Below are 17,687 nucleotides of genomic sequence, written 5' to 3' on the forward strand. Positions count from 1 at the left end.
GGTAAGCGGGGGTTGGCGGCGGCGAAGAGCGGCGGCGATCAGGCGGGTCCGCGGCGGGAGGGCGAGGGCGATCAGGCGGGTCAGGAGCGCCCCTGGGGTGGCAGCGATCATGGTGTCTGGGGCGGGGGAGACCGGCGATGGTCGGGCGGGTCAGCGGCGTCTGCGGTTGCGCGGATCGGCGGTGGTCGGGCGGGTGAGGGGGTGGTGCGGAGGCCCGGGGAGGTCGGGCGGGTCAGCGGCGTTTGCGGCGGCGGAGGCCGGCGGCGATCAGGCGGGCGAGCAGTTCCCGTGAGGTGACGGGTTCGGCGCCCAGGGCGAGGGCGCGCGAGTGCACGGTCTCGGGCACGTCGTAGTGGTCCCGGTCGAAGGCCCGCTCCGGCACGCCCAGCCGGGCTGCGAACGCGTGCAACTCCGCCAGGGAACTGTCGCTGACCAGGTGGGACCACAGCAGGCCCCTGGGACCGGGCCAGTTCGGGGGATCGATCAGCACCGTCACGCGGTCAAGCGTAGGACCACCACTCCATAGGACGAGCCGCGGGAGCGGGCCGTCCACATCAACCGATCGGTTGACGGGAGGTTCATCCAGACCCCTGATGGCCCGAGGCGGGCCCGGCGGCAGCATGGAACTCATCAAACCGATACGACCTTGGAGAAATGACATCATGAAGATCCGTACCCGCCTGGTCGCCGGAGCCGTTGCCGCCCTCGCCCTCACCAGTGGCGTCGCCACGGCCCAGGTCGCGCAGGCCGCCGCGGACGGCCCCGCCGTCGTCGAGACCAGGACGCTGTCGGCCGAGGCCGCGCTGAAGATCGCCGACGCGGTGCAGAAGGAGGCCGCCAAGCAGAAGCAGCGCGTGACCGTGGCCATCGTGGACCGCTCCGGCGTGACCCGCCTGCTGCTCAAGGGTGACGGCGCCGGGCCGCAGACGGAGGAGTCGGCCAGGCGTAAGGCGTGGACCGCGGTGTCGTTCGGTCAGGCGACCAGCGCGCTGTCGAAGAACCAGGCGCTTGCCGCCATCCCCGGCACGCTGCTGCTCGCCGGTGGCGTTCCCGTGGCCGTCGACGGCGCCCCGATCGCGGGCATCGGCATCGGCGGCGCCCCCTCCGGCGCCATCGACGAGGCCATCGCGCAGGCCGGCCTGAAGGCCATCCAGGGCCAGCTCCGCTGACCCCGCCCCCGCCCCCGACCCCGGCCCCGAGCCCGACCCCGGACCCGATCTTGGCCCCGAGCACGGCCCCGGCCCGAGCCCGAGACTGACCCGGCCCCGAGCACGGTCCCGCCCCGAGCACGAGCACGGCCCCGCCCCGAGCCCGAGACTGACCCGAGCACGAGCACGAGCACGGCCCCGAGGCTGACCCTGAGCTTGAGCACGACCCCGAGCCCGAGCTCATTGAAAGGGACCTGCACGACGAGGCGCAGAACCCTCGCCCGAGCGCGCGCACGCGGCGCAGGTGTGGGGCCCTCCGGAGGTCGGCACTCGGCGGCCCCAATGTGGGCCCTCGCAGGAGGCGCGCGGCCGGTCATGGTGCGGGGCGCTCACGGGCATCCGCACCCGACGGCCATGGTGCAGGGCCCCGCTGGAGGCGCGCGGCGGGCGATGGTGCGGGGCGGCGATGGTGCGGGGCGCTCGCGAAGACCGGCACCCGGCGGTGGGGGTGCGGGGCGCGCACGAACTCCCGCGCCCGGCGGCCATGGTGCGGGGCGCTCGCGAACACCCGCGCGACGGCTATGGTGTGGGGCGTTCACGAAGACCGGCACCCGGCGGTGGGGGTGCGGGTCCCTCGCGGAGACCCGCACCGGCTCACTTTCTGCCGCTGCTCACGGCGTGGTACTGCAGGTCCTGCACGGTGAAGTCCTGCTTCACCTGCCAGGGCGAGGTGACCGTCACGGCGCCGACCGACGCCTTGTTCATCCCGTACGCCAGCGGGAACGTCTTGGCCTGGACCCCCGCCTGGCCCGCGTAGCTCTTCTCGACGCCGCCGATGCTCGCCTTGACCGTGGCGTCACGGGTGAGGAAGGACAGCACCTCCACCGTGTCCCGCGGAGCGCTGGTGCCGGAGCGCGGCGTCATGAACTTCGTCTGCGTGCCCGACGCCGGCCGGGCCGCGGCGAGCTGGGTGCGGTGCGTCAGGTAGAGCGTGTCACGGACGATCGCTGGAGCCTTGCCGGTCTTGAACCAGGTCAGGTAGTAGGACGAGATGTCCAGGTAGGCGCCGCCGTTGTGCACGGAGGGCGCGAACTGGGTGCCTTCGGAGAAGTCGTTCCAGGTGGTCAGCTGGATCCAATCGGCGTCCTCTGAGATGGACTTCTGCCACGTGAGGCGGAGGTTCTCGGTGTTGTTGGCCTCGTCGTAGATGCCCTGGTTGGGCCGCTCGTCCTGGACGGAGACCGGCTGCATCCAGATCTTGCCCATGCCGTGGGCCTTGGCGATGTTCGAGGCGATGCCGCTCTGTCCCGCCGGGCTGCGGTTGCCCCAGTTGGAGAAGCCGTAGCTGATCGAGGCGAACGCCGAGGCGTTGGACGGGAAGTTCAGGAAGACGGGGACGAAGGCGACCGTGATGCCGTGCGTGTCCTTCATGATCTTCATGAAGTTCTGCCACCACGCGGCCGTCTGGCCCTCCGCCTTGAACGGGGAGATCACCAGACGCTTGTCGGCCAGGCGGTAGACGGACTTGGAGGCGGCCAGCTTGGCCATCGAGGCCGCCAGCGTGGCCGCGTCGGTCTTGAGCGAGGTCATGTCCGGCATCAGCACGATTCCGAAGCCGGGATCGACCTCCTCCGCCGCCTTGATCAGCGTCTGGAGGCGGCCCCAGTGGGCGCTGGTGAGCGACAGGACGTCCACGGTGAAGCCGTCGAGGCCGGCCGCGACGGCGGTCTGGACCTCCTTCTTCATGTCCGCGAGCTGCCAGTCGCCGGCCAGCACGCCCCTCGGCGCCGGACGGTCCCGCAGCAGGCCGCCGTAGGCCGCGTGCTTGCCGCTCTCGCCGGTCGGGGTGAGGTAGTGCTTGGTGTAGTAGTCGTCGGCGCCCGCCTTGTTGTTCAGCGAGAGCGGGTACGGCGTGAAGTAGTGCGCGAAGACCTTGCGCTCGGAGGCGCGCAGCGCCGCGGTCGAGGGCATGGCGAAGGGCAGCGGCCCGCTGGGGGTCGCCGCCTGCGTGTCGTAGCTGATCGACAGCTTGGGGCCGGTGCCCGACGTGGCGCGCGAGGAGTGGAGCACGCCGTGGGCGCCCGACGGGGAGGTCAGCGCGAAGTCGTAGGAGCCGTTGCCGGTGAAGGCGGGGGACACGTCCAGCTTCGCCGTACCGCCGGCGGTCAGGCCCTTGTGTGTGGTGATCACCTCCCCGACGGCCGGGCGGTTGTCGAACGTGAGCGTGTCGGCGGTCCATTCACCGCTGACCGGCCGCACCTCCAGCGTGGTGTCGGTGGTCCTGACGGACTGCACGTCCAGCGTCATCTTGACGTTGACCGCGTTGTCCGGCACGTCCTTGACGGCGAAGCGGACGAAGGCGCCGCGTTCGGTCGCCTTCGCGCCGTCGCACGGGGTGGTGCAGACCGACAGCCAGGTGACGGTGTGGTGCGTCTTGCCGGGGCCGGCCTCGCTGACGTAGCTGTCCTCCTGTGAGGTGAACGTCACCGTCTTCTCGGCCGCCGCCGCGACGGTCGGGGTGACCATCGTGGCGGTACCGGCGAGGGTGGCTAATAGCAAGGTCATCGCGCGTAGGCGCATACTGATCATGCCCTTCATGTAGCGATATGTCCTGACATATCGCATGACAACGGGCATGATCATAGACTCAACGACCGCCTCCCCACCGGGATTCGCCGGAGATCAGCTTCCCGCCACCCGGAACGACGAGGGGAACAGCTCGTCCACCGGCCTGCGCCGGTGATCCCGGACCGAGTACGCGGCCTTCATCTCCTCGAAGTACGCCTGCGCCCGCGCCCTGAACGCCTCCTCGTCCACCCCGGGGATCACCCCGTCGCGCATCACGACCCGCCCGTCGATCACCACCGTGGACACGTCCGCCCCTGAGCAGTTCATCAGCAGCGTCCTGATGGGGTCGTCGACAGGCCCGGTCCGCGGCCCCGACAGGTCGACGACGACCAGGTCCGCCTTCGCCCCCGGCGCCAGCCTGCCCAGGTCGGTACGGCCCAGCGCCCTGGCCCCGTTCAGCGTCGCCGCCCGGTAGTAGTCGGCCGCCGAGCCCGCCTCCAGCCGCCCGGTGACCAGCTTGGCCAGGTTGTTGCCGTAGTCCATGTTGCGGATCATGTCCGGCGGGAAGGAGTCGGTGCCCAGCGCCACGTTCACCCCGGCCGCCCGGTAGCGGTCGAAGTCGCGCAGCGCGTCGCCGTACCTGACCATGGTCAGCGGGCAGTGCACGATCCCCGCCAGCGACGCCAGCCGGTCGGGCGAGCCCTCGAACGGCGTGTCGGGTGAGCCCAGGTAGAGCGCGTGCGGGATGAGCAGGCGCGGGCCGAGCAGCCCGACCTCCTCCAGCACGTCGAGCGGGTGCCTGCCGTACCACTCCTTGAGCAGCCGCAGCTCCGTCAGCCCCTGCATGCAGTGCAGCCGCACCAGGCAGTCGAGCTCCTCGGCGGCCCGCGCGGTGGCCCGCATCAGGTCGAGGGTGACGGTCTCGATCCGGCACGGCAGCAGCGCGCCGCGCAGCCGCCCGCCGTAGGCGCCGTCGAAGTCTCGGACGAACCTGACCGCGTCCGCCAGCCCCTTGTCGCCCAGTTCGGGCTCCCAGTGGACGGTACGGCTGCCGCCGTCGAGGACGGGCACGCCGGAGCGGTAGCTGGGGCCGAGATACATGCGCAGCCCGAGCCGTCCGGCGATCTCGGCGACGCCCGCGAACTCCTCGTAGGACTCGGCCCAGGCGCTGTGGGTCTCGGCGGCGATCGGCATCGCGGTGGTGATGCCGTTGCGGATGAGCTGGGTGAGCGCGTACTCCCGCATGAACAGCGTCTCTTCCAGGGGGAAGACCGCTGCCCTGCGGGTGGTCGCGTACTCCATGGACCAGTTCAGCCCGTCGGAGGCGGCGTTCCAGGTGTCGATGATCGCGTGGTCGATGTCGGACAGCGCGTCGAGGTCGATGAAGCCGGGCCCGACGATGGCCTCGCCCGCGTCGATCACCTCGTCCACGGGCCCTTCGTAGGCGGCGCCGACGTGGACGATCGAGTCGCCCGCGTAGACGACGCAGCCGTCGCGGTGGATGACATGGTCGGCGCCGTCGAAGCCGATGACGTACGACGCTTTGACGAGAGTTGTGGTGCTCAAGATGTTCGGTTTCTCCGGGTCGGTTTCCAGCCGGGACGGGGGACGGCGGCCAGCAGGTCTCTGGTGTAGTCCTCCTGAGGGTCGCGCAGCAGGTCCGCGGTGGGACCGCGCTCCACGACCTCCCCCTTGTGCATCACGATGGCCGTGTCGCTGATCTGGTTGACGACGGCCAGGTCGTGCGAGATGAAGACGTAGCTGATCTCGCCGCGCTCGCGGATGTCGGCGAGCAGGTTGAGGATCTGCGCCTGGATGGAGACGTCGAGCGCGGCGACGGCCTCGTCCAGCACCAGCACGCGGGGTTCGACGGCGATCGCGCGGGCGATGGCCACGCGCTGGCGCTGCCCGCCGGACAGCTGCCTGGGCAGCATGGCGGCGTGCCGCTCGGCCAGGCCCACCGACTCCAGCAGCTCCGTCGTGCGCCTGCGCACGTCGGCGGGGGTGAGCGTGAAGTGCAGCGACAGACTGGTGGCGATGACGTCGCCGACGCGCTGCAGCTTGTCCAGCGAGGAGTAGGGGTCCTGGAAGACGATCTGGATCTCCCTGGCCCGCCTGCGCCGCTCCTTCGACGAGACGCGTCCGGCGGGGCGCGGCCGTCCGCAGACGGTGATCGTCCCGCTGGTGGGCGTCTCCAGGCCGAGCAGCATCCTGGCGACCGTGGTCTTGCCGGAGCCCGACTCGCCGACGATCGCCAGCGACTGGCCCTCCTCGACCTCGAACGACACCTCGTTTACGGCGACCGCCTCGCCGTACACCTTGCGCAGCCCTTCGGCCCTGATCACGGACATGGGTCCTCCTGGAGAGTCAGCTCCGCCGCGCGGACGCAGGCGACCGTGCCGTCGAAGACCGGCCGCGCCTCGCCGCACACCGGCAGCGCGTGCGCGCAGCGGGGCGCGAAGGCGCAGCCGGGATCGGCCTCGAAGGCGGCCACGGGCCGTCCCGGAATGACCGGCAGCCGGCGCGTGACCTCCTCCAGGCTGGGCCGCGACAGCAGCAGTCCGCTGGTGTACGGGTGCAGGGGCGCGGCGGTCAGCTCGTCGGCGGGCCTGGACTCCACGATCCGGCCTGCGTACATGACCGCGAGCCGGTCGCAGGTGGCGGCCGCCAGCTCCAGGTCGTGGGTGATCAGCAGCATCGCCATGCCGCGCTCGCGGCGCAGCTCGTCCAGGATCGCCATGACCTCCGACTGCGTGGTGACGTCGAGCGCGGTCGTCGGCTCGTCGGCCAGGATCAGGTCGGGATCCACCGCCAGCACCGAGGCGATCATGACCCGCTGCAGCAGGCCGCCCGACAGCTCGTGCGGGTACTGCCGCAGCCGCCGCGCCCCGTCGCCGATGCCCACCTCGGCCAGCAGCCGTACGGCACGCGCGGCGGCCTCGCGGGCGGGCACGCCCAGGTTGGTCACCATGGCCTCGGTCAGGAAGTCGCCCACGCTGCGCACCGGATTGACGTGCGCCCGGGGATCCTGGAAGATCATCGCGATTCGCCTGGCCCGCAGCTCGCGCAGCGCCCTGCCCGACGGCACGGCGACGCCGTCGAACAGGATCCGCCCGCTGAGCCTGGCGCCCGGCGGGGTGAGCCCGATGACGGCGCGGGCGGTCATCGACTTGCCCGAGCCCGACTCGCCGACCAGGCCGACAGCCTCGCCGCGGCCGATCGTCAGGTCGACCTCCTCCACCAGCGTCTTCCACTCGCGCCCCGACGGGACGGCCAGCGCCAGCTTCTCGATCGACAGCAGGCTCATCGACGCCTCCCCAGCCGGTCGCCCAGCACGTTCACCGCGGCCACGACCAGCGCGATCATCACGCCCGCCGCGATCGCCTCCAGCGGCTGGCCGCGCTGCGCGCTGTCCAGCCCGCTCTTGACCATCAGCCCCCAGTCCGCGGTGGGCGGCTGCACGCCGAGCCCGAGGAAGGAGACCGCGGCCACGTCGATCACCGCGAAGCCCAGCGCCGACACCGACTGCGCCACGATGATCGGGCGCAGGTTCGGCAGCAGGTGGCGGGTGCAGATGGCGAAGGCCGAGCGGCCCTGCACCCACGCCGCCGCCACGTACGGCAGGCTCCGCTCCCGCAGCGCCGCCGAGCGCACCACCCTGGCGACGTACGGCGTGTACGCCACGGCCAGACCGGTCACCACACCGGGAATGCCGGGGCCGAGCACGGCCACTGTGACCAGGGCGAAGACGATGCCGGGCACCGCGAACAGGATGTCGAGCAGGCGCGAGATCACCGCGTCGACCCGGCCGCCCGCCCACGCCGCGGTGATCGCCAGCGTGGTCCCGACGACGGTGGACACGCAGATGATCAGAACGGGGCCGATGAGCGTGGTCCGCGCGCCGTACATGAGCCTGGACAGCACGTCGCGGCCGAGCGCGTCGGCGCCCAGTGGGTGCGCGGCGGTGCTGCCGCTCAGCGCGCTCATCAGGTCGGGGAAGTCGGGGTCGTAGGGCGCCAGGAGCGGCGCCGCGAGGGTCATCGCCGCCACGGCGGCCAGCAGGACGGCGGACGCCGTACCCAGGCCGCCCAGGCGGGTCACCGCGACAGGCGCGGATCGAGAGCTGAGTAGCACAGGTCCACCAGGAGGTTGATCAGGACGAAGGCGGTCACGAGCACGAGCACCACCGCCTGGACGATGGCGAAGTCGCGCTGCAGGATCGCCCGGACGAACAGCGAGCCGAGCCCGTCGAGGGCGAAGATGTTCTCCACCACGACCGAGCCGGCGATGAGGCCCGCGACGTTGAGCCCCGTCACGGTCACGACGGGGATCGCGGCGTTGCGCAGCACGTGCCGCCTGACGATGTGCCGCTCGGCGAAGCCGCGGGCGCGGGCCGTCTCCACGTGCTCGCGGCCCAGCTCCTCCTGCACGGAGGCTTTGGTGATGCGGGCCAGGAAGGCGGCGCTGGCCAGTGCCAGCGTGATCGCCGGCAGCGTCAGGTGGTAGAGGCGGTCGAGCAGGCCGTCGCCTGGCCCGAAGACGGGGAACCAGCCGAGGCCGAGCGCGAAGACGATCACCAGCAGCACGCCGACGACGAACGACGGGGTGGCCAGCAGGACGGAGGAGACGACGCCGATGAAGCTTTCGACCCTGCCGCCGCGCAGGCCCGCCAGCAGGCCCATCACGACGCCGCCCACCGAGATCAGCACGGTCGCGTAGACCACCAGCAGGATCGTGGTCGCCACGCGCGAGCCGATCAGCGCCGAGACCTCCTGCCGGTAGACCAGCGAACTGCCGAAGTCGCCGGTCAGCGCGTCGCGCAGCCACGAGACGTAGCGCACCAGGAACGGGTCGTCCAGGTGGTACTGCGCCCTGATCGCTGCGACCTGCTCGGGCGTGCCGCTCCTGTTGCCGAGCAGGAAGGCCATCGGGCCGCCCGGCACCAGGTACAGCAGGCCGTACACCAGGAAGGAGGCGACCAGCAGGACCACCACGAGCCCTGCCAGCCGCTTCAGCGCGAACCTCACTTGGCACCCAGGCTCGCGGCCCACGGGTAGTACAGGTACGGGAAGGACGGCACCGCGCCCGTGACCCTGTTGTTCATGTAGAGGATGACCGGCAGGTTGTTCAGCGGCATCCACGCCACGTCGCGGGTGACCTTGTCCTGGATACCGGTCACCAGGGTGGCCCGGGCGGCCGGGTCGTACTCGGCCCTGGCCTTCTTGATGTCGGCGTCCACCGCGGGGTAGTCGTTGAAGTTCGTCCGGCCGCCGGCCAGGAACACCGTGTAGATGTCGAGCGGGTCGGGCACGTTGCCGTACCAGGTGGAGAAGAACGCGTCGATGCCCTCACGCGCCTTCGGGTCGCTGTAGAGGTTGCCGTACTGCTCGACCGGGATGACCTTGATCTCGATCTTCAGGCCGAGCGCCTCGCCCGTGGCCTTGATGAGGTTGGCGGTCTGCTCGTGCGTGGCCGCGCTGCCCTGGATGCCGATGGTGATCGGCTCCGTCGGCGAGCCCGCCTCGGTGAGCAGCTGCTTGGCCTTGGCCAGGTCCTGCTTCTCCGGCGGCAGCGCGTCGTAGGCCTGCTTGAAGGTGTTCTGCTCGTAGCCCCAGTACTCGGGGCCCGCCAGCGTGCGCTGGGGTGCGGCGGTGCCCTGGAAGACGACCTTGGAGATGGCCGCCCTGTCGAGCGCGAGCGAGAGCGCCTGGCGCACCTTCGGGTCGGCGTACGGGCCCGACTTGGCGGCGCTGAGCAGCGTCCAGAACGTCAGCGACTTGCCCAGCGTGACCGACCCGGTCGTGGAGCTCTGCAACTGCCCCAGGCCCGCGGGCGGCAGGTAGAAGTACTGCCCGTCCACCTCGCCCGAGCGCAGCGCGTTGACCGCGGTCGTCTCGTCGGCGATGAAGCGGAAGACCAGCTCCTTCGACTTGGCGGCCAGCGTCGGGTCCCAGTAGGAGTCGTTGCGGGCCAGCGTGAGCGAGTCGCCGGGCTTCCAGCCCTTGAACGTGAAGGGCCCGGTGCACATCACACCGCCGGTCGGCGAGCCGAGGTCCTTCTTCTTGGCGTACTCCTCCGACACGATGGCGCCCGCAGCCGTGGCCATGGCCTGGTTGAACAGCACGTCTGGCTGCTTCAGCGTCACCGTGACCTGCATCGGCCCGGTCGCCTCGATCTTGTCGACGGTGTGGAAGTAGTCGCCCCACCAGGTGCCGAGCGCCGGGTCCAGGTGCCTGTTCAGGCTGGCGGCGACGTCCTTGGCGGACAGCTCCTTGCCGTCCCAGAACTTCACGCCCTTCCTGATCGTGTAGACCCAGGTCGTCGGCGTCGGGTTGTCGGCCTTCTCCGCCAGGCCCGGCTTGATCTCGAAGTCGGGCGTCAGGCGCAGCAGGCTCTCGCACATGTTGGCCAGCGCGGTGTTCTCCGCGTAGTTGAACGACCTGATCGGGTCGATCGTCTGCGGCTCGTAGGGCAGGTTCCACGTCACCTTGTCCAGGCCCTTGGCGGCCGCGGCGGTGGAGGTCTTCAGGTCGAGCGCCGCGGGCTGGGCCTGCGCGGGAGCCTGTGCCTGCTGCTGGGGTGCGCCGCCGCAGGCGGCCAGAGCCAGGGCGAGCCCTGCGAGGGGTACGGCACGACGGATCATCGGGGCGACCTTTCGAGGAGGTGGCCGTCCTGGGCGATCACGACACCGCCACGGACGACGAACTGAGGAACCGGCCGGTCCACGACGACCTCGGAGACCGAGCCGCCCTGCACCAGCACGAAGTCGGCGGGATCGCCGACCTGGAGATCGACCCGCTCCAGACCGAGAAGCGCGGCGCCCCCGTGCGCCACGACCGCGTAGCAGGCGGCCAGCTCCTCGTCGGTACGGGCGTCGGTGCGATACGCGAGCAGGTGCGCCCGCGCGATCATGTCGCCGTCGCCGAACGGCGTCCACGGGTCGCGCACCCCGTCGGAGCCCGCGGCCAGCAGCACGCCCGCCCTGGTGAGCGGGCCGACGGGCAGGACGGGGTCGGCCCCGAGCGCGCAGGTGGCCAGCGCCACCCCTTCGCGCGCGAGCAGCTCGTCCAGCTGCCTGCTCTCGGGGGTGCCCTCGCCCAGGCAGAAGGCGTGGCTGATGGTGACGCGGTGCCCGCCCGCGCGGCGGACGATCTCCTTCACCTGGGCCAGGCCCTGCTCGCCGCCGTCGTGCAGGTGGATGTCGATCGGCGCGCCGGTGCGCTCGGCGATGCCGAACAGCACGTCGAGGTGACCGCGCAGGTCCCCGTCGATGCCGACGGGGTCGAGGCCGCCCACGATGTCGGCGCCCTCGGTGAGGGCACGTTCCATCAGCTCGGCGGTGCCGGGCCTGGTCAGCAGGCCCAGCTGCGGGAAGGCGACGATCTGCACGTCGAGCAGGTCCTTGCGGGCCTGCGCGGCCTCGCGCACACCGTGCACGTTGGCCAGGCCGTACACGGGGGCCACGTCCACGTGGGCGCGCCAGGCCCGCGTGCCGCGGGCGATGGCGGCGTCCATCAGCGCCCCCGCCCGCTCGGCGACCGACGCGGTCATGTCCGCGCGCGCCCGCACGTCGCCCTCGATCAGGTCCATGAGCGTCTCGGCGTCGGTACGGCTCAGCCACGGCTGGCCCCACGTCGTCTTGTCAGGATGGATGTGCGCGTCGACGGGAGACGGAAGCGCGAGGGCCCCCTTCCCGTCCACCGTCACGGTGTCCTCCGGCGCGGTGGCCGGGTCGGCGATGCGGCCGTCGACGACCAGCAGGTCATAGGGACGGATATTGGTGAACAGCACGGAAGTCATTGGGAAGTGATCCCCTTACTCTGAGGAGAACTCCGCACTAGAGTAATCAGACATCTGATGTTTAGAAAAGAGGACTGATGCGGAACGTGGGCCGGATTTCGCTCGTCGACGCCGCGATCGCCGAGCTGCGCCAAGAGATCGTGAGCGGGTCCTGGCCGGTCGGCGGCAAGATCCCGTCGGAGAGCCAGCTGGCCGCCTCGCTCGGCGTGAGCAGGCTGTCGGTGCGCGAAGCCGTACGGGTGCTCGTCCACGCGGGACTGCTGACGACCAGGCAGGGTGACGGCACCTACGTGACGGCCAGCGACGAATCGCAGGTGGCCCTGCGGCGGCGGCTCGACAGGGCGGCGGCGATGGACATCATCGACGTCCGGCGCGGCCTCGACCTGGTGGCGGCACGGCTGGCGGCCAGCAAGCGGACGGAGGACGACCTCGGCCTTATGAAGGAGGCCCTGGCCCGCAGAGTGGCGGCGGGCCGGTCGGTGGACCTCGACGCCTTCGCCGACGCCGACGTGGACTTCCATCTGCTGGTGGCGCAGGCCGCGCACAACCCGGTGCTCGGAGACCTGTACCGCAGCATGAGCGACGCCCTGCGGGACAGCGTGCGCCGCGACCACTGCATGGAACGGGCGGTGCTCAGCTCGGACACCTCCCACGACGAACTGCTGGCGGCCATCGAGGCAGGCGACGCCACCACGGCGGTGTCGGTGGCACTCGCCATCCTCGACCAGCAGGAAAGCGACCTCTGACCGTCGACCTGCGGGGAGAAGCGCGGCGGTGGGGTGGTGGCAGGATGCGGTCCGTGCCTGCCCACCCGGAACCAGCGGATCGTGCGTGACTACCTTCGTGCGCGCGCCCTGAAGAGGCCGCTCGCTACGCGCGGCTGAAGCATGCGATCGCGGCCGCAGGCTTCGCCCCCGGTGAGTACGCGGGAGCGAAGACCGGCCTGATCCAGGAATTGATGGACCGGGCCCAGGCGGAGCGGGGCTGCCGCCGGTCCGGTCTGGGAGAATTGAACCCTCCCCCAGCTGAAGTGAAGCAGGGGGATTCCTGGCTCAGGAAGCCCCGCAGGTCAGCGACCAGCAAGGTCTTACTCCCTCAACACCAGCCGGGACGGAACCTGCCCGGTTTATGCGGCAAGCTTGGAGGTGCATGTGCTGTCTTGGTTCTCGATCAGCACGCGCGGGAGGCTTGGTTCTGGCCACCCGCGGACGCGACTCTACTGGACCCTGTTCCGCCCTGGGGGCGAATCAGCTTTTCCTGCCCTGCTCCGCAGGAGTCCAATTCCTCGCCTGAAGGCCGGGGCATCCTCGGAGAAACCCGGTGATCGGCCCACGGAGAAGTGACGTCAGGGGAGGAGCTTGTCCAGGGCCTTCCCGATGCGCTTCTCCGAGATCGGGGTGGGGGTGCCGAGGGTCTGGGCGAAGAAGCTGACGCGCAGCTCCTCGATCATCCACCGGATCTCCAGCACGTCGGGATCGGCCCGCCGCGAGGGTGGCAGCTTGTCGAGCACGTCGAGGTAGTCGTCCTCGACCTTGTGCACCTTGTCCATCCATTCGACGTCGCGCCAGGGCTCCTCGGGCAGCTTGGCCAGCCGCCGGTCGATCGCCCGGATATATCGGGAAATGTCGGAAAGGCGGCCCGCGCCGGTCGCCGTGATGAAGCCCGGATGGACGAGTTTGCCCAGTTGCTCCCGCACGTCCTCCGTCGAGGCCGACGACCGCAGCGCCCCCAGCTTGAGGTTCACCTCGTGCCAGGCGGCCAGGATCTGCTCGACCTTCCCGAGGATGCCCGCCGCCGTGTCGTACAGCTCGGCCCGCACGTGCTGGTACAGCCGGTCGAAGGAGACCGGGTCCCACGCAGGCCCGCCGACCCCGCGCGTCAGCTGGTCGACGGCCGCGTTGACCACGTCGTCGAACAAGGCCACCGCCCCGCCGTGCGGGGAGCGCGACAGCGCCAGCTTCGCCTGGTTGGACAGGCCGCCGAGCAGCGACTTGGCGGGCGAGGTGACGTTCAGCAGCAGCAGCCGCCTGGTGCCGAGCCACATGGCCCTGCGCTGCTCGGCCTGCGTCTCGAAGATCTTCACCGAGACCGACGAACCGGCGTCGACCAGCGCGGGATAGCCCTTCATCCGCCCCTGCTCGAACACCTTCGGCAGGGTGGCGATGCTCCAGGTGGTCAGCCCGGTGCGTTCGAGGTCGTCACCGGCCGCCGACAGCGTCTGCCGCAGCCGGGGCGCCAGGCGCTTCTTCAGCGCGTCGAGGTCCTTGTCCTCGGCGACGGTCCGCTTGCGCTCGTCGATCACCCGATAGGTGACGCGCAGGTGGTCGGGCAGCTGGTCGAGCTGCCACGCCTCACGCGGTACCCGTACGCCCGTCAGGCGCAGCAGCTCCCGCTCCAGCGCCTCCAGCAGCGGCTCGCCTCCGGCCTTGACGTGCTGGAGAACCTGCTTGGCGTAGTTGGGCGCCGGCACGAAGTTGCGCCTGACGTTCTTCGGCAGCGACCTGATCAGCGCGGTGACGAGCTCCTCGCGCAGGCCGGGGATCTGCCAGTCGAAGCCGTCGGCGCTGACCTGGTTCAGCACCTGGAGCGGGACGTGCACGGTGACGCCGTCGGCCTCGGTACCGGGCTCGAACTGGTAGGTCAGCTTCATGCGCTGGCCGAGCTGCCGCCAGGTGTCGGGGTAGTCGTTGGTGCTGACGTCCGCGCCCTCGTTGACCAGCATCTCGGGGGAGAAGGTCAGCAGGGCCTTGTCCTGCTGCTTCTTCCACCAGGCGTCGAAGTGCCTGGCGGAGACCACGTCGGCGGGCACCCGCTGGTCGTAGAAGTCGAACAGCGCCTCGTCGTCGACCATGATGTCGCGGCGGCGGGCGCGGTTCTCCAGCTCCTCGACCTCCTCCAACAGCCGCCGGTTCTCGCGCAGGAAGGCGTGGTGGGTGTCCCAGTCGCCCTCGACGAGCGCGTGCCTGATGAACAGCTCGCGCGACAGCTCGGGGTCGATCTTCCCGTAGCCGACCTTGCGGCCGACGACGAGCGGCACGCCGTACAGCGTGACCTTCTCCATGGCCACGACCGCGCCCTGCTTCTTCTCCCAGTGCGGCTCGGAGTAGGTGCGCTTGACCAGGTGCTGGGCCAGCGGCTCGACCCAGTCGGGCTCGATCTTGGCGTTGACGCGCGCCCACAGCCTGCTGGTCTCCACCAGCTCGGCCGACATCACCCACGCGGGCTGCTTGCGCGCCAGCGCCGACCCGGGGAAGATCGCGAAGCGCGCGTTGCGCGCCCCGATGTACTCCTGGATGGGCCTGCGTCCGTCACCGGTCTTCTTGTCCATGACGTCCTTGACGCCCAGGTGCGACAGCAGCCCGACGAGCAGCGAGACATGGATCTGGTACGGCGAGGCGTCCTGGCTGTTGGGATGGGCGCCGAGCGCCTGCCGTAGCTGGCTGTAGATGTCCTGCCACTCGCGCACCCGCAGGTAGTTGAGGAACTCCCCCTTGCACAGCCGCCTGAACGCGCTGGAGGACAGCTCCTTCTGCTTGTCCTTCAGGTAGTTCCACAGGCTGAGGTAGGACAGGAAGTCGGACTCGGGGTCGGCGAAGCGGCGGTGCTTCTCGTCGGCCTGCTGCTGCTTGTCGGAGGGCCGCTCGCGCGGGTCCTGGATGGACAGCGCGGAGGCGATCACCATGACCTCGCGCACGCAGCCGTTCTTGTCCGCTTCCAGCACCATGCGCGCCAGGCGCGGGTCGACCGGCAGGGTGGCCAGCTTGCGCCCCATCGCGGTCAGGCCGCCGGCGGCGTCGAAGGCGCCCAGCTCCTGCAGCAGGTTGACGCCGTCGCGCACCTGCCGCTGGTCCGGCGGCTCGACGAAGGGGAAGGCCGCGATGTCGCCCAGCCCGATCGTCGTCATCTGCAGGATGACGCTGGCCAGGTTCGTGCGCAGGATCTCGGGGTCGGTGAACTCGGGCCTGGCGAGGAAGTCGTCCTCCTCGTACAGGCGGATGCACACCCCGTCGGAGGTGCGCCCGCAGCGGCCCTTGCGCTGGTTGGCCGAGGCCTGCGAGATCGCCTCGATGGGCAGGCGCTGCACCTTGGTGCGGTGGCTGTAGCGGGAGATGCGCGCGAAGCCCGGGTCGACGACGTACTTGATGCCCGGCACGGTCAGCGACGTCTCGGCCACGTTGGTGGCCAGCACGATCCTGCGGCCGGTGTGCGACTGGAACACCCGGTGCTGCTCGGCCGCCGACAGCCGCGCGTACAGCGGCAGGATCTCGGTGTTGCGGAACTCGGCCTTCGACAACGCGTCGAAGGCGTCGCGGATCTCCCGCTCGCCCGACAGGAACACCAGGATGTCGCCCTGCCCCTCGACCACCAGCTCCTTGCAGGCGTCGACGATGCCCTGCGTCTGGTCGTCGTCCTCGGCCAGCGGCCGGTAGCGCACCTCGACCGGGTAGGTGCGGCCCGACACCTCGACGATCGGGGCGTCGTCGAAGTGGCGGGAGAAGCGCTCGGGGTCGATCGTGGCGCTGGTGATGATGACCTTGAGGTCGGGGCGCCTGGGCAGCAGCTGCTTGACGTAGCCGAGGATGAAGTCGATGTTGAGGCTGCGCTCGTGGGCCTCGTCGATGATCAGCGTGTCGTACTGCTCAAGCAGCCGGTCGTTCTGCAGCTCGGCCAGCAGGATGCCGTCGGTCATCAGCTTGACCAGCGTGGAGTCGCTCGCCTTGTCGGTGAAACGCACCTTGTAGCCGACGACGTCGCCGAGCGTGGTGTCGAGCTCCTCGGCGATGCGCTCTGCCACCGTACGGGCGGCGATCCTGCGCGGCTGGGTGTGGCCGATGACGCCGCGCACCCCGCGGCCCAGCTCCAGGCAGATCTTCGGGATCTGGGTCGTCTTGCCGGAGCCCGTCTCGCCGGCGATGATCACGACCTGGTTGTCGCGGATCGCCTCGAGGATGTCGTCCTTGTGCTGCGAGACCGGCAGGTTCTCCGGATAGCGGACGGCCGGCACCACCTCGCGGCGGCGCGTCACCCGCTGCTCGGCACGCTCCACGTCGGAGAGGATCTCCGCGGCGATCTTCTGCTGCGCTTCGCGGGAGCGCACCCGGCGCGCGCCGTCGAGCCTGCGCCGAAGCCGCCGCTGGTCGCGCGGCATCAACTCGGGCAGGCGTGATTGGAGATCGGTGAGCGAGGAGATCAAGGAAGGTGTTCCCATACTGCTATCAGGATATGCGTGCGGATCAACCGCTCATCGTGCCGGACTCATTCCCGAGCCCGCATCCCAATTACGCGGGCGAGGCGGTCAACGCGGCGCCGATGATACCCGCCTCGTTCTGCAGCGCGGCCGGGACCACGGGAGTGTCGATCTTCACCTGCGGCAGGAACCTGTCGGCCTTCTTGCTCACCCCGCCGCCCAGGATGATCAGCGAGGGGGAGAACAGCATCTCCACGTGCTTGAGGTACTCCTCCACCCGGCCCGCCCACTTCTCCCACGACAGGTCGTGGTCCTCGCGCGCCCTGTCGGAGGCCCGGTGCTCGGCGTCCTTGCCGTGCAGCTCCAGGTGGCCGAGCTCGGTGTTGGGCACCAGCCTGCCGTCGGTGAACAGCGCGCTGCCGATGCCGGTGCCGAAGGTCAGCACGAGCACGACGCCCTCGCGGTCGCGGCCCTCGCCGTACGTCACCTCGGCGATGCCGGCCGCGTCGGCGTCGTTGAGCACCCGCGCCCCGCCGAACAGCTTGCTCGCGTCGACGCCCACCCACGAATGGTGCACGTTGGCGGCGGTGCGCACGACCCCGTTGACGACGACGCCGGGGAAGGTGACGCCGACGGGACCGTCCCACGAGAAGTGCGCGACGATCTGGGACACCACCTCGGCCACTTCCTCGGGCTTGGCGGGCTGGGGGGTGGGGACGCGCAGCCGCTCGGCGCTCAGCCTGCCCTCTTTGACGTCCACCGGCGCGCCCTTGATGCCCGAGCCACCGATGTCGATGCCGAGAACGTCCATGCCGCTGACCCTGCCCCGAAAAGTCGTGATGAACCAGCCGTAATCCTCCCACGTATCTCGCGTCACAAGCGCACATACCTAGTAGTACTTCGTTAGGTGGTTGATCACTTCGTGTGATCAACCACCGCGCCGGATTCGAGATCATGGTGCGGTGACACCTGACGAGATGGCG

Annotated in this window: 13 protein-coding genes; 2 read left to right on the top strand and 11 right to left on the bottom strand. The window is 70.3% G+C overall.

The genetic code is table 11. The annotated features are described in order from the left end of the window. Positions 1–232: 232 nt before the first annotated feature. Complete coding sequence (locus ACFXJ8_RS38255) at positions 233–496, bottom strand: DUF4031 domain-containing protein (protein ID WP_379649544.1); 264 nt, start codon at positions 494–496, stop codon at positions 233–235. A gap of 166 nt (positions 497–662) precedes the next feature. On the opposite strand from ACFXJ8_RS38255, the gene ACFXJ8_RS38260 reads away from it, so the two are divergent. After that, on the top strand, positions 663–1,169 hold the full coding sequence (locus ACFXJ8_RS38260; RefSeq protein ID WP_379649546.1) for a heme-binding protein: 507 nt from the start codon (positions 663–665) through the stop codon (positions 1,167–1,169). A gap of 633 nt (positions 1,170–1,802) precedes the next feature. Here the strand turns inward: ACFXJ8_RS38260 and ACFXJ8_RS38265 are convergent. From ACFXJ8_RS38265 to ACFXJ8_RS38300, 8 genes are all read right to left on the bottom strand, one after another. Then, entirely contained in the window at positions 1,803–3,737 is a 1,935-nt protein-coding gene (locus ACFXJ8_RS38265; RefSeq protein ID WP_379649548.1) for an endo-1,3-alpha-glucanase family glycosylhydrolase, read from the bottom strand. Between the two features lie 93 nt (positions 3,738–3,830). Then, positions 3,831–5,282: an amidohydrolase family protein gene (locus ACFXJ8_RS38270; protein ID WP_379649550.1), complete on the bottom strand. Its 1,452-nt coding sequence runs from the start codon at positions 5,280–5,282 to the stop codon at positions 3,831–3,833. Further along, a complete protein-coding gene (locus ACFXJ8_RS38275; RefSeq protein WP_379649552.1) occupies positions 5,279–6,067 on the bottom strand; it encodes an ABC transporter ATP-binding protein in 789 nt (262 codons plus the stop codon). The genes ACFXJ8_RS38270 and ACFXJ8_RS38275 overlap by 4 nt, the downstream gene beginning before the upstream one ends. After that, a complete protein-coding gene (locus ACFXJ8_RS38280; RefSeq protein ID WP_379649553.1) occupies positions 6,058–7,023 on the bottom strand; it encodes an ABC transporter ATP-binding protein in 966 nt (321 codons plus the stop codon). The genes ACFXJ8_RS38275 and ACFXJ8_RS38280 overlap by 10 nt, the downstream gene beginning before the upstream one ends. Then, positions 7,020–7,817 (bottom strand): ABC transporter permease, encoded by a 798-nt coding sequence (locus ACFXJ8_RS38285; protein WP_379649555.1) that lies wholly within the window; start codon positions 7,815–7,817, stop codon positions 7,020–7,022. The genes ACFXJ8_RS38280 and ACFXJ8_RS38285 overlap by 4 nt, the downstream gene beginning before the upstream one ends. After that, complete coding sequence (locus ACFXJ8_RS38290; RefSeq protein ID WP_379649557.1) at positions 7,814–8,743, bottom strand: ABC transporter permease; 930 nt, start codon at positions 8,741–8,743, stop codon at positions 7,814–7,816. Before ACFXJ8_RS38290 ends, ACFXJ8_RS38285 begins: the two co-directional genes overlap by 4 nt. After that, positions 8,740–10,359: an ABC transporter substrate-binding protein gene (locus tag ACFXJ8_RS38295; RefSeq protein WP_379649559.1), complete on the bottom strand. Its 1,620-nt coding sequence runs from the start codon at positions 10,357–10,359 to the stop codon at positions 8,740–8,742. Before ACFXJ8_RS38295 ends, ACFXJ8_RS38290 begins: the two co-directional genes overlap by 4 nt. Beyond that, the gene (locus ACFXJ8_RS38300) at positions 10,356–11,516 is read right to left on the bottom strand and encodes an amidohydrolase (protein ID WP_379649561.1); all 1,161 of its coding nucleotides are present in this window, start codon (positions 11,514–11,516) and stop codon (positions 10,356–10,358) included. Before ACFXJ8_RS38300 ends, ACFXJ8_RS38295 begins: the two co-directional genes overlap by 4 nt. 77 nt (positions 11,517–11,593) lie before the next feature. Between ACFXJ8_RS38300 and ACFXJ8_RS38305 the strand changes: the two genes are divergently transcribed. Further along, positions 11,594–12,262: a FadR/GntR family transcriptional regulator gene (locus ACFXJ8_RS38305; RefSeq protein ID WP_379649563.1), complete on the top strand. Its 669-nt coding sequence runs from the start codon at positions 11,594–11,596 to the stop codon at positions 12,260–12,262. 599 nt (positions 12,263–12,861) lie between these two features. Here ACFXJ8_RS38305 and hrpA read toward each other — a convergent pair. After that, the gene (hrpA, locus tag ACFXJ8_RS38310; protein WP_379649564.1) at positions 12,862–16,725 is read right to left on the bottom strand and encodes an ATP-dependent RNA helicase HrpA; all 3,864 of its coding nucleotides are present in this window, start codon (positions 16,723–16,725) and stop codon (positions 12,862–12,864) included. A gap of 70 nt (positions 16,726–16,795) precedes the next feature. After that, the gene (ppgK, locus tag ACFXJ8_RS38315; RefSeq protein ID WP_379649566.1) at positions 16,796–17,515 is read right to left on the bottom strand and encodes a polyphosphate--glucose phosphotransferase; all 720 of its coding nucleotides are present in this window, start codon (positions 17,513–17,515) and stop codon (positions 16,796–16,798) included. Positions 17,516–17,687: the final 172 nt, after the last annotated feature.

Origin of the sequence: Nonomuraea sp. NPDC059194, assembly GCF_042754765.1 — a bacterium.
Classification (GTDB): Bacteria; Actinomycetota; Actinomycetes; order Streptosporangiales; family Streptosporangiaceae; genus Nonomuraea.